Annotated in this window: 13 protein-coding genes; all 13 read left to right on the top strand. The window is 54.5% G+C overall.

The features are described 5' to 3' along the window. Positions 1-2349, top strand: a 2349-nt coding sequence (locus tag C4542_04405) for a hypothetical protein (GenBank protein RJO62363.1), incomplete at its 5' end; no start/stop codon positions are given. A gap of 56 nt (positions 2350-2405) precedes the next feature. Beyond that, a complete protein-coding gene (locus C4542_04400) occupies positions 2406-2618 on the top strand; it encodes a hypothetical protein (protein RJO62362.1) in 213 nt (70 codons plus the stop codon). A gap of 24 nt (positions 2619-2642) precedes the next feature. Then, complete coding sequence (locus C4542_04395; GenBank protein ID RJO62361.1) at positions 2643-3377, top strand: hypothetical protein; 735 nt, start codon at positions 2643-2645, stop codon at positions 3375-3377. A gap of 2 nt (positions 3378-3379) precedes the next feature. Beyond that, complete coding sequence (locus C4542_04390) at positions 3380-3907, top strand: methyltransferase (protein ID RJO62360.1); 528 nt, start codon at positions 3380-3382, stop codon at positions 3905-3907. Then, positions 3907-4575 carry a hypothetical protein gene (locus C4542_04385; protein ID RJO62359.1) on the top strand — a complete coding sequence of 223 codons (669 nt, stop codon included), beginning with the start codon at positions 3907-3909 and terminating at the stop codon, positions 4573-4575. Before C4542_04390 ends, C4542_04385 begins: the two co-directional genes overlap by 1 nt. Beyond that, a complete protein-coding gene (locus C4542_04380; GenBank protein RJO62358.1) occupies positions 4572-6176 on the top strand; it encodes a hypothetical protein in 1605 nt (534 codons plus the stop codon). Before C4542_04385 ends, C4542_04380 begins: the two co-directional genes overlap by 4 nt. 12 nt (positions 6177-6188) lie before the next feature. Then, on the top strand, positions 6189-7193 hold the full coding sequence (locus C4542_04375) for a hypothetical protein (GenBank protein ID RJO62357.1): 1005 nt from the start codon (positions 6189-6191) through the stop codon (positions 7191-7193). Next, positions 7190-7546 carry a hypothetical protein gene (locus C4542_04370; protein RJO62356.1) on the top strand — a complete coding sequence of 119 codons (357 nt, stop codon included), beginning with the start codon at positions 7190-7192 and terminating at the stop codon, positions 7544-7546. The genes C4542_04375 and C4542_04370 overlap by 4 nt, the downstream gene beginning before the upstream one ends. Continuing rightward, positions 7543-7770, top strand: a complete 228-nt coding sequence (locus C4542_04365; protein ID RJO62355.1) for a hypothetical protein — start codon at positions 7543-7545, stop codon at positions 7768-7770. The genes C4542_04370 and C4542_04365 overlap by 4 nt, the downstream gene beginning before the upstream one ends. A gap of 11 nt (positions 7771-7781) precedes the next feature. After that, positions 7782-8426 carry a hypothetical protein gene (locus C4542_04360; protein RJO62354.1) on the top strand — a complete coding sequence of 215 codons (645 nt, stop codon included), beginning with the start codon at positions 7782-7784 and terminating at the stop codon, positions 8424-8426. A 3-nt stretch (positions 8427-8429) separates the two neighbouring features. Beyond that, the gene (locus tag C4542_04355) at positions 8430-9527 is read left to right on the top strand and encodes a hypothetical protein (GenBank protein ID RJO62353.1); all 1098 of its coding nucleotides are present in this window, start codon (positions 8430-8432) and stop codon (positions 9525-9527) included. Then, a complete protein-coding gene (locus C4542_04350) occupies positions 9499-11445 on the top strand; it encodes a hypothetical protein (GenBank protein ID RJO62352.1) in 1947 nt (648 codons plus the stop codon). Before C4542_04355 ends, C4542_04350 begins: the two co-directional genes overlap by 29 nt. Further along, positions 11442-12644: hypothetical protein (locus C4542_04345; protein ID RJO62364.1), on the top strand; the 1203-nt coding region annotated here is incomplete at its 3' end. The genes C4542_04350 and C4542_04345, both read left to right, overlap by 4 nt.

Here is a 12644-nt window from a genome sequence, read left to right as displayed (position 1 = left end):
AATCTGACCGTCACCGGCGCGTTCTATCAGGCGGCGATTACCTCTGCTGCATCCGGTAATACTAGCCTGACAATCAATGCCGCTGGTAATGGCACAATCGCGATTGGCGATGTTTCCACTGGCGGGGTGACTATCACTCCGGCCACTACGGTTGTAGGCGCTCTCACGACCGAGGGTGCAGTAACGCTTGGCGATGCCGCTGGCGACAACATCACCCTGACCGGCGACGTTGTTGCCGATATTCGCCTTGACGATGACACCACCAATTCGCCTGCATTGCAGTTCATTGATGCGGGTGAAAACGACTGGGCGATTCTCAAGGTGAACGGAGCGACCGGCAACCTGACGGCGACCTCTGATGCCGGAACGTCTGATTTTCAGATTGTCACCGGCAACTGGAAAGTGGGCGCAGGCACCGAAGGCGTAACGCTGAACGGCGAGGACGCCTACATAACCGGCACGTTTGAAGTGGACGGCGCGGCCCAGTTTGACGGCGCTGTCACGCTCAATAGCACAACCTCATTCACCGGCGCAACCCATACGTTCACGTTGGGCGCAGATGAAGAGGTGGTTATAGACGCCACTACCACCGACCAGACGAATACCAGCGGTGCATTGGATATCAATTTCGGGTCTATTACTACGGGCGCACATGCGATAGACCTGAGCGTAGTTCTCGGAAACAATACGGGCGGCGAGGAAGTCACCGGCATCTTTATAGATGTTGATGATGATTCTGATGCGGCTGCTGAGGTTTCCGCGATTACGATTGATTCAGCCGACACGACCGGCTCAAGCGATGTGTGGGGTATTGCGTTTCAGGATGTGACTGGCGGAGCTACCGGAGTGGAGCAGTGCATCCACGCGGAAGTTCCGGCTGCCGGGCAATATCTCGTATTGGACGCGGCTACCGTTGACAGCACACAGACCAGCGGTGTGATGGACATCGATTTCGACACGCTGACTACTGCTGCAATGGCTCTCAATCTGAAAACCACGTTGCTTGCGTCTGCGGGTGCTGGCGTCGAAGTCACCGGCATGTACCTTGATGTGGATGACGATTCCGATTCCGCATCAACTGTTACGGCTATCACCATCGACTCGACAGATGCCACGGGTTCAAGCGAAGTCAGGGGTATCGCGTTTGAGACTATTGCTGGCGCGGACACTCTGCTTGACACCTGCATCTATGCCGAGACGGACGCCGATACCGTCGTTTTGTCGGTTGACGCTGATGGAACGGCCTACACCGGAACCACGGGCCTGATTGATATTGGGTTTACGTCCGCTACTACTGCAACGGAAGCCATGAATATCAAGGTCACGGGCACGGATGACGGAGCGGGTGAATACATTACCGCGATAATGCTGGACGTTGACGATGACACGAGTGCGGCCAGTTACATATCCGGCCTTACGATTGACGCAAGCGATGTGACCGGCTCTAGTGAAGCACGCGGCATATCGTTTGAATCACAGGCTGGAGCGGACACCGCGCTTGAGAAGTGCATTGTTGCCCAGCTTCCCGCTGCGGGACAGGCGCTCGTTATCGATGCCGCTGGCACCGACCATACGGGCGTTGAGGGCGCAATCGACATCGAATACGACTCAAAGACGGCTGCGGCTGCCGCTATCAATGTAAAGGTGACTCATGTCGCCGGTGGAAGCGGCCAGGCTGTTGCCGGTATCGAAGTCGAGATGGATGCCGATGATGACAACGTTGCCGATGAGACTTATGGGCTGCTCGTGAATGCGAGCGATACCACGAGCACCGGCATAACCGAGGGCGTCCATATTCAGGGCGCTGGCCTTGACGTTGGTTTGCAGGTTGACACCGGTGGAGTTCGCGTTGGAACCGGAGCTTCACCTGACTTAACAACCGGCGATGACACCTTGTTTGTTGAGGGCACCGGCGAATTTGATGGCAATGTTCGCGTTGATGGAAACATTGACGCAAATGGCGACATTGTAGGGGCTGGTCCAACCACGTACATCGAGGGCATGACCTCTCAGGTTGAGGCATACATCGGCGCGGATAACGTGCTAACCATAGCCGAATCCGGCAAGACGTTCACGAATACCGGGGACGGCGACGGCTCACAGCACACGCTGCCAGAAGCATCTACCGCAATCGGCGTGGAATACACGTTTGTTGTGACGGTTGCTCAGGCCATGGTCATCGAGCTTGACAATGCAGACGCAATTCTGCATTTAACGCTTGATGCAGGCGATCCGATTACCAGTTCCACAATTGGCGATAGCATCACGCTTCGCTGTCTCGATGCCACCAACTGGGCTGTTATATCGGTTTATCCTGCTGCGGCTGACTGGGCTGACGGCGGCGGTTGATGAACTACAACAGGGATGGGGAGGCTTCGGCCTCCCCGTACCCACATAAGGAATGAATGTACCCGCTGAGAGAACGCACAGACACCTTTAACTGGAACAAAAAGACGGTGGCCTCAAGCCGGATGATACGACCGGAAGATGCCGGTATCAAGCATGCGTGTTGGTACTGCGGGTTTGAAATGGAAGAAGAGAGAATGGTTTTCGATGAAGGCAACTGGGTGTGCCCCAATCACCTGTTTGATCCTCAGCCCGAACCTCCAAGCATATAACAGCCAAGAAGGAGCTATAAGCATATGGCTAACAATTTGACACGCAATCCGCTGTATCTCGACACCACTGGTGGAACCTCTTATTACGCCATACCGGGAACCATTGGCAGCATCCTGTTTTCAGGGAATACGGACACCGATTCCACCGTCCTGTTGTACAACGCCGAAAACATGGTTCTTGCGAATCGCAGCTTTGAGAAATGGGGTAACGGGGCGGCGCTGGCTCCCGATGGATGGACCGTTTCAGGCGCAAGCGCGGCTGTGGCGCGTGAAGGCACGATTATTAAAGACGGCAGCTATTCCGCGAAATTGACCAGGGCGGGAACCAACTGCTACCTGTCACAGAACGTTTTGGCTATGGCCCCCGCTCCGAAAAACGCAATCACATGGTGGCAGGGCAAAAACATCATGGCTGGCGCGTGGGTATATGCGACGGTCGGAGACAGGGCGTACCTGGAAACTTACGACGGCCAGACCACGACCACATCTGGCGCACACGCCGGAAACAGCGCATGGGCATGGCTCACGACTGCGGCTGCGGATGTTCACGCGAGCGCGACCCAGTTGACTGTGAGGCTGGCCGTGAAAACCGGCGATACGGCGGCCTACATCGACAGTCCGATCCTGTTTGAAACGATTCCCTTGTTCTATCTGCTCGGACAGGACAAGCCGTATGGCATTTCATATCCGCGTCCGCTGCCGTTTCGCGGGCTTTACCTTGCGACTCTCACGGGCGGCGCGGTGCAGGTGCAAATCTAATAATGGAGTACAAAACCATATATACAGACCCGCCGTGGCCGCAACAACTCGCGGGCGCATACAAAAGGCACAAGGGAGCAACGGCATTGCCTTACCCGACCATGACTGTTAGTGAAATCCTAGCCTTGCCTGTCCAAGAACTTGCCGCCGAAGCCTGTCATTTATGGCTATGGACAACAAACCAATTCTTGCATGATGGGTTTCACGTTATGGAACACTGGGGATTCAAATATCTCGCCCCGATAACCTGGGTCAAGCCTAGCGGATGTGGAAATTATTTTATTTCAAGAACGCAAACGCTCCTTTTTGGCTACAAAGGAAAATGTCGGTTTCCCCTTGGAAGATATAAGCCTACGAATTTTCACGCTACTTGCCCTAAAAGGCATAGCCAAAAACCGGATGAGGCTTATGCGCTCATAGAAAGCATTTCTCCCGCGCCGCGCCTTGAACTGTTTGCGAGGCAAAAGCGCGAAGGATGGGATGTGTGGGGCAATGAAGTTAAAAGCGACATTAGGGTGGTGCAAATCTAATGACTGTAGAACTGCTGACATTCGAGGACATGCAGGAAGCTTTCTATCGGGAAGTCGGCGAAGAAAGCGGTAATTCCCGCTGGAAGGACCCGACCATCCGCAAGGCGTGGATAAACGAAGGCCAGTTGGATGTTGTCACCAAAACCCGGTGCCTTGAGGAAAAATGGACAACCGATGTCGGCGTGTATACGGATGAAGACGATGAAATAGTCACACTGCCGGATGAAGCCTATGAGGACGGCATAATCAGCATTTGGTGGATTGACTCAAACAGCAGCTATACCGAACTCACTGAATTCAATCCGGCCTTCAAGAGCATCCAGAATGACACATCTTCACCCGGTACGCCTTCCCAATACTACCGCGTTGGTCGAAACATCTATCTTATGCCGGTGCCCGTTGCCGCTGGAACCGTGTGCATTATAGGCGCTCGCAAGCCGGACGAGCTGGTGAACCTGAGCGACCAGTCTCTAATTGAGGCCGCGTTTCGTCATTTGCCGGTGAAATATGCGGTCGTAAAGGCGCATCTGGAGGATGACGAATATCAGAAATACTCTCTGACAAAAGCGGAATATCTACAGGGGATACTGGAACTCAGGGCCATTGTCAAGCGCAGACGCGGCAAGGTAGCGCGAAGGATGAACTTTCCAAGAAGGCTACTCGGATGACTGTAACAAAAAAGCCGAATATCTTCAACCAGTGGCATGGCGGCCTGAACCGTATACAGACGCCTATGCCGCGCACCTGTTACCGAACCGGCAAGAATATTCGGCTCACGGAGACATATATTCCTGAGAGGCGCACTGGAACCACGAAGAAAAACACGAACGTTGCGTGTGACCTTGCGGCAACGGATAAGCCGATTCTGAACGCTCTTAAATATTATCCGACCGGCCAAACGGCCCAATGGGTTGTTGGCGCGGATGAAAGCGCGGGCGCAAACAGCGACATTTTCTTTTCGGATGACGGCACGAACTTTACGGCTCAGAGCCAGAGCTTGACGGCGGGAGCGACCCCCTACTTTGCCGTGTTCCCGATAACGGGCGTGGGCGATGAGGACATCCAGGACCACCTGATGATGGTCAATGGCAACGAAAGCATGCAGTACGACCCGAACGGCGATGGATGGGAAGACATGACCGGCGTGGGCGGCGGCCAGTGCATCAGCGGCGGCACCCACATCTGTGTTCACGGCAACAGGGCGTGGGTGTTCAAAAACAATTATGCCTATTGGTCGTCTGTGGCCGGAGCGACAATCGCATGGAACAACAGCACTCAATATCTCGACTTCGCGCATCAAGGAGAGGTCATCCAGTGCGGAGTGTCGTTTAATGGCGACCTGATAGTGCTCCGGCGCAATGCTATCGGGGTGCTCCGGGGGAAAGACCCTTATTCTGGCGTCCAGATAAATGCCCTTGAGGATACGGTTGGGATAGCGGCCATAAAGACGCTTGTGGCCGGAAAATATTTAGGCAGACCCGCCCTGTACTATCTGAGCGATACCGGCCTTCAAGCTTTTAATGGATACTACTCAGCCGCGATAGATGAGCCGGTTCGCATGGATATTATCGGGCTGATGAACACCACGTACATCACCGGCGCATGCGCGGCCCTGTACGGCAACAGATATTTGATGGTTTCGTTTCCTTCCACCACCAGCACCGTGAACGATACCACGGTCATCTACGACACACTGAGAAACGTCTTTATCAGCAAGGACGAGGGCTATTACCCGAACTGCTATTTTCACCTGAAGGGCGGCACGGACAAGGGCGAACTCTATTTCGGCACATCGAAAAGCCTGGGCCTGATATATCAATTCGGCAGCGGAACGGACGATGATTCGCCGGCGACAGATGGCACCGATGTAAACATTGATTGCTCATTTGGAACGAGCGTAATAAACAGCGGCAGCGCAACCCAAAAGACAAAGGTTCGCACGATCAACGTATCGATGGACACGAGCGCGGAAGCTTCCTATAAAGTGACCCTGAGCGCGGAGGACGGGCGCTACACGACAGAGCAGGTGGTCAGCGACGAACGCTCTGTCACGGTGCATCAGTGGGGAGATACCGGCCTGAAATGGGGGCAGGAGGGCTTGGTATGGGGAAGCGGCCAGAGTGACCAGCGAACCATATTCGGCGTTCACGTGCCCAGCTCTTTCATCAATCCGTACAGCTATCAGGTGCAGGTGGACATGGAAGACCAGGACAAGACATATCGCATCCAGCAGATTGAGCCGCTGGAGCGACCACGAACATTAAATTAGGGAGACCAGCAGATGGCGCGATCTTTACCATACCCAACCATAGCAGACGGCGATGACCTTGTTGCGGGGCCGGTGCAGGCCAACTTCGCCGACCTGAACAACAGGTTTTCGACAACGCCCGGAACCGGCATCGGCAATGGCGACATCGCAAGTAACGCTGCAATAGCGGACACGAAATTTGTTCATGGGAACACCAACATGAACACGTTTCTGGCGTTGCAGCATTCGGCCACGGGGACGCACACCTTTTCCGATAATGGTTGCACGGGCCTGTATCTGACGCCGGACGCTTCAAATCCGAAAACCAAGTTGACCGTTGCCGCGGATGCGCTGACGCTTGAAAATTCCAGCGGCAACCCGTACCAGCTTACCGATGTATCCGAGACAGTGAACATCACGACCGGCCAACTGGAAAACGGGACACTTGAAGATACAGCCGAAGCCGCAGACACCTATTACATTCTTGTCCTTTACGACAGCGCGGCAGAGGGTACGACAGCGGCCCTTTATACGCGCAGTACGCTGGACACGACGTTTTGGGAAACCGACCTTGTGGCATTCAATGCGGCGGTCGGCGGGGGAGCCGCCTACGATTACGCCAAGGTTGTCGGCATGGTTGATAACGTCGCCAATCAGGCTGGAGATGGCTTCGACTTCGAGATACCAAGGCCGATACCCGGTGGCTCATTCTACACGCCTTACATGCCTACGCCTCCCATCATTGCCGTTGGCGCGTATACGGGTGACGGCATTGCGACACAGGAAGTGACGGGCACGGGCAACTTCACGCCCGACATCGTGATTGTGATAGGCGAGAATGACAGTCCTCCGTGGATAAAAATAACGTCATTGATGGCCGATTATTATTCCGCCCGTTTTAGCGGAGGCTATGCGACGACAGGGGTCCGGTCGGTGGATTATAGCTCGTTCACCGTTGGCGACGCAGATGGCGTTAATGCCAATGGCGTAATTTACGATTACATCTGCATCAAGTTAGAGAAGGGGATTCTCGCATGATGAGGCTTGCCGTAAGGATATCCGACAACAAAGTGATGCCGCTCAGACAGGACGCTCCGGCCTTGAAGCATGGCGATATTATCAGGGCAACCATTCATGGGTACGGCGGCGAGTTTGACGATTACATCGAGGTGGCCGTCCCGCCCGAACAGGTGCGGCCCGTTCTGAGGGCCAAGGAGCTTCGCTACAACCCGCAGACGCAGACCGTGAAGGTGATAGCGTACACGCCGGAAGAAGCGCAGGCGCTCAAGGAGCAGCGGGAGCTTGCGGCCCTTGAAGCGCAAATAGAGGTCGAGAAAGCGCGTGACGCCCGCATCAAAGAACTCAAAGCGAAATTGAAGAAAAACGCATGAGCGAAGAACGCGAACTTACATACGCCGAACTGGTAAACAGGGTGAAGTTTTTGGAAGCAAAGCTTACCGAAATGGAAAACAATAATTTGTGGATACGCAAAGAGCCGACAACGAGCGTCCCAACGGAAATGGACGGCGGCAAGGCTGTCATATTCGATGACGGCACAGACCAGAAGCTTTATTACAATGGGCGTAACGGCATAAAAAGCCTCGCATTCAGTTAGGGGGAGATGGCATGAATTTCTTCGATAGCGGCTCCGAAACCAGCGTTAAATACAAAGACCCGTATGAGTATTGGCAAAAGTATTTTGGCGGGAGATACGGGCAAGCGGCCGACCTTTTGTCCGGCTTGCTCAACCGGACGCTGAATGCTCCCACGAGCACAACCACCTATCAGCTTGCAAACCAGATGCTGAAACAGAATAGCGCATTAAGACAAAAGACGATGGGCGGCCTGTTGGCGCAAAGAGGGACGGCCTTTGGAGGGCAGGCGCGACGGGCCGGAATTGACGCACGAGGGGCGGACAGCGACGCGTTGAATCAGCTTCTCATGCGGATACAGGGGCAGGGGCAGGGGCTTGCGGGTCAACTGGCAGGTATGTCAGCCGGGATGTACCAGAGTCCGCTTGTAGCGAAGCAGAGCACCGTCAACAAGACCAGCGACTACCAGAAGGTGCAGATGGGGCAAGACCTTGCCGTGCGCATCTTGAATAATGCGAGCGCGATGCCGATGGTGAACGAGACATTGGGCGGCTCGAATCAGTGGAGCTATCCGAATCAGGGCGGCTATGGCGGCGGGCCGAGCCAAGGCGCACAGGGCATCATGGGAATGCTGCAATCGCTGCTGGGTGCATTCGGCATGGGGATGGGAGGAGCATAGGCTATGCCATTCGATTTTCCGACATTCCTACAGGCGCTTGACCCGAATGCGCGGCAGGTAATGATACAGCAGCGCGTCCAAAAGGAACTGCAAAAGCGCCAGGAGAAGGAATATAACGACACGATAAAGGCGATAGTCGATGTAATCGGGGCGACCAAAGAGCGGCAGACACAGGTGCCCGACTTTAATTATCCTGCCGGGCCGGGTCCGATGATGGACAACCTTCAGACCGAAACCGTTCCGCCTTCCTTGACGCCTGAGCAAGCCTTAATCAGCCTTTTGCAGTATGCGGACAGAGCGCCAAGGGCTACAGAAATGGCAGGCGGCATATTGCAAAATCAGATAACGCCTGAGCAGGTGCCAGTTACTCCCATGATGACCGACCAAGGCATTCTTCTGGCTCCTCAGAAGGTGGCTCCCGCCAAGGCTGGCACTGTCTTGCCATATACAAAGACATCAAAGGATCGTGAGCCTCAGCCAACATCAGCGTCGGAACTGGCGCGGCTTAACAAAGAAGGCAAAATCAGCGAGACGGATTATATTGATCGGCTCTTAAAAACGCCAGGAACTACGATTAACGTCAATACGGGCGAACTCCAAAAGGCAACTGTAACTGACCTTGAAAAGAGGATCATTGACGCGAACGAAAGTCTGACCAAGCTGCAAGAAATCGACAAGATGTATGACCCAAATTTCCTGACATACGCCGGACGAGGCAAGGCGGCTGGCCTGAGCGTTCTCAATAAGGCGGGGGCGCTTGAGAAATCAGACTTCTTGAAGCGCAGGTCTGCATGGCATGGCGCGCAGAAACAGTGGTCATTGCTTGTGAGGAAGTTTATCACCGGCGTGGCTGGCGGCGAGAGGGAAATGCAGGAGATTATGGGGTCGCTTCCTAATCCCGACAAGGACAGCCCGATTGAATACCGCGCCAAATGGGGTTCACAGAGGGATATCTTGCGGACGACTATCCGGCTGCTTGATGAATTCCGGCAAATGGGAATCGAACCAACACCCGAACAGATGCGCCAAAAACTGATGGAAGCCAGCGTGCAAACGGGAAACGAAGATTTATATGCCGAATACGGACTTGAACAACCTTGACCGCGTAAAGCGCAACGTTGAGAAGATGGTGCGAAAGAATGCGCCTAAGGCCGATATTGACCGCTATATTTCTTCTGAGGGCGTGAGCGTCGAGCAGATACGGGCGCACAAGATGGCTCCCATACAATACTCCGACCCGTCAAGCGCGGAAGTAGGCGCAAGGCTTACAGACACATCCGGACCGACCTTTGGACAGGAATTAAAATCGGCGGCAAAAGCGGCTGGCCCGTATCTTCCTGCTACTGCTGCGACTGCCGGTTCAATTGCGCTTGCCCCTGAAACATCCGGCATGAGCCTGATACCCTTGCTTCTGAGAACGCTTCCAACTGTAACCGCTTTGGCTGGCGGCGGACAGGCGGCTAATTATCTTCTCAATCCTGAGAGTGCTCCTGAAACATCATTGGGGCGCGCTGGCGGTATTGCAAAGGCGGCTGTGGCACAGGGAGCCGCGCCAGAGGCAATAGGCGGAGCCGCTTATATTGGCGGCTCAAAACTATTAAAGCCAGTGGCGCAAGCAATCGGCGGGGGCATCCGCAAGGTCAAGAGCGCCCCAGAGCTGGAGCGCGGAGCGGCTAATGCAATTGACGTGATGCAGGACTACATGGGGCCGCGCAAGCCCAAGACGATTAGCGAAGCTTTGATTGGACGCGACCCATATCAGGTTGCTCTCACGCCCGGCCAGGCAACCACGAATCAGTTTGTTGACCTGATGGAAAATATATCGAGCGGCGGCCTGTTTGGCGGGAAACTCTATCGCTTCAAGCGACAACAGCAAGACCTTGGCGAAGAAGCGGCGCAATCCTTTGTGCAGTCATTGCGAAAGACAGATTACGACGCCGAACAATTGGGCGATTTTGCCACAGAAACGATACTGGGGGAAAAGAAGGCTTTTCATGCCACAATGCGGGGCAGATATAAAGAAGTCGATAACGCAACCAAAGATGCCATCGTAAATGTTGAATCACCTTATAACTGGCTCAAGGGTATCTCTGAGGGGCGCATTTCCCCGGAGATTGGCAGTAGCGCGACTGGCAAAAAAATCATTGACGCCATTGTGAACGATGAGGCTTTCGCATCGGGCAAAATCGGATTCATGCAGGCCGATGACTTGCGTTCGCGCATCATGAAAGAAGTTGAAGCGGCAAAGGCTGGAAACAGCAAGGACCCCGTTGTCGGCCTTGGAACCAAGCTGGTTCAAATGCTTGGCACACAAATGGATGTTGCGGCAAAAGGATTGCCGCCTGCCGCTAAAGACTACTACGAGGCCACCCGCCAACTCTACAAAGAGGGCGTCACTCCATTCAATAAAAAACTGGTGCGCCAAATTATGAAGATGGATGAGGCGGTCGCTGAGGACGTTGTGGAAAAAGTATTCAAGCCAACAACTTCTCGCAGAGAGCTTTCTTATGTAAAAGGCTTGGTCGGGGCGGACACATTCAGCGACATGACAGGCATATGGATGGAACGCGAGGTTGCAAAGGCGACAACCGGTGGAGTGCTTCAAGGAAAAGCGTTGGCCACTACCATAAAACGGATGAAGCTGAACGGAAACTTTGATGAGATATTTACACCCGAACAGGCCAAGCGGATAGAGGGAATTGTTGACTTTTTGACGCTCTCACAGGCCAAGCCGGGCGGAACCGGCCAGATGTGGATTCAGTTTGCACAGGCCGGAGCGGCTGGCGGAATAGCGACCGGGGCATATTTCACTGGCAACGAAAAGAAGGGGATAGCTGGCGGATTGCTGATTCTTGGAGGGCCAGCGATATTTGCGCGGATGCTCACAAAGCCGCAGACCGCTCGACTGCTCATTCATGGAATGAAACTGCCGAAAGGCTCTCCGCAGCTTGCCTCTCTTGTAATCAGGCTCAACCAGGAAATAGGTAGAATCGAAAAAGAATTGGAGCAACCTAAATGATAGGCATAGCTTTCGGGCAGTCTTATTCGGGGCAGTCATTCGGAGCGGTAGTCGCAAGCTCGAATACAAACCATATCAGCGCGTACTTCCAGTGGGGCGACCTTGAGCCGACAGAGGGCACCTATAACTGGACGGCGCTTGATGCTCTTGTGGCGCAGGCGGCTATTGCCGATGTGGATGTGCTGGTCGGCGTGAAAACGCAGAACTCATGGGGCGTGGCATATCCCGCCATACAGGGCGGCTCGATGCCGAATGACCTTGATACCTATTACGATTTTGTATATGAAATGGTTTTGCGAACGGACGGGGCGGTCAAGTACTGGACACGCGACTGGGAAGCGCACGGCAGCTCCGAAGATTACTGGTCTGGAACGCTCGCCGAATACGCTCAGATACAGGCGCAGTTTTATGCCGCTGTCAAGGCGGCGGACCCGACCGCAACCGTGATTCTGGGTGGGCATACGGGCGTGTTTACCGGCGAGGGCGTCCCAGTTGATGACGAGACGATGACTACGGTCATCACGAACTGCGGCGACTATTGCGACGCCATAGACGTGCGGCTGTACCGCGACTTCTACTCGATAGGGGACAGGCTCGACTGGTTTCAGGCTCTGACGGACAAGCCGATTTATTGCACAGAGAGCGGAGGGCCGACCCCGCAGGACTTCCCTATCCAGTTTTCGGCGACCAGGGCGATACTGGGCGGCGATGACCTCGTGGAGTTGTGGCAGGATGCGCTTGACAACTTCGATATTTTGCCCGAACAAATGCAGATGTTTTTATCTCCGGCGAGCGATGCGCTTGTGGCGAAACGCAACCGGATAGAAGGCCGGGACATCGTTTGCAGAACGATCCTTGCGCTTGAGGCCGGAATACAGGTCATTTGGTGGTGGAACCTGCAATCCACGACATTCGCACTGGGGCAGCATCCGATATTCGGAAACCTGAGGCTGACTGATTCCTCTCTCACTCCGCTGACGCCGTACCCCTATTACCAGGCGATGGCATCATGCCTGAGCACGGCCACGGCGATTGAGCGGGTGGCTGGCACAAACAGCGAAGTGTACCTCTACAAGATTACGAGGCCAAGTGACATTGTCTATGTCATATGGGAGCGGCGCGATTTGTGGGACGGAGAGGACTTGCCGGACACCACGTATCGGTTTGCGAGCACAGGGCGGCAGGTCAACTGCGTGAGC

This window comes from Dehalococcoidia bacterium (genome assembly GCA_003597995.1).
Taxonomy (GTDB): Bacteria; Chloroflexota; Dehalococcoidia; order Dehalococcoidales; family UBA1222; genus SURF-27.
The sequence above is the reverse complement of the archived record's forward strand: the minus strand, read 5'-3'. Positions and strand labels throughout refer to the sequence as shown.

Excerpts from the sequence above, each read along its gene's own strand:
- C4542_04390 (RJO62360.1), top strand. The coding sequence starts at position 3,380 with ATGGAGTACAAAACCATATATACAGACCCGCCGTGGCCGCAACAACTC.
- C4542_04355 (RJO62353.1), top strand. The coding sequence starts at position 8,430 with ATGCCATTCGATTTTCCGACATTCCTACAGGCGCTTGACCCGAATGCG.
- C4542_04400 (RJO62362.1), top strand. The coding sequence starts at position 2,406 with ATGTACCCGCTGAGAGAACGCACAGACACCTTTAACTGGAACAAAAAG.
- C4542_04370 (RJO62356.1), top strand. The coding sequence starts at position 7,190 with ATGATGAGGCTTGCCGTAAGGATATCCGACAACAAAGTGATGCCGCTC.
- C4542_04395 (RJO62361.1), top strand. The coding sequence starts at position 2,643 with ATGGCTAACAATTTGACACGCAATCCGCTGTATCTCGACACCACTGGT.
- C4542_04375 (RJO62357.1), top strand. The coding sequence starts at position 6,189 with ATGGCGCGATCTTTACCATACCCAACCATAGCAGACGGCGATGACCTT.
- C4542_04360 (RJO62354.1), top strand. The coding sequence starts at position 7,782 with ATGAATTTCTTCGATAGCGGCTCCGAAACCAGCGTTAAATACAAAGAC.
- C4542_04350 (RJO62352.1), top strand. The coding sequence starts at position 9,499 with ATGCCGAATACGGACTTGAACAACCTTGACCGCGTAAAGCGCAACGTT.
- C4542_04380 (RJO62358.1), top strand. The coding sequence starts at position 4,572 with ATGACTGTAACAAAAAAGCCGAATATCTTCAACCAGTGGCATGGCGGC.
- C4542_04385 (RJO62359.1), top strand. The coding sequence starts at position 3,907 with ATGACTGTAGAACTGCTGACATTCGAGGACATGCAGGAAGCTTTCTAT.
- C4542_04365 (RJO62355.1), top strand. The coding sequence starts at position 7,543 with ATGAGCGAAGAACGCGAACTTACATACGCCGAACTGGTAAACAGGGTG.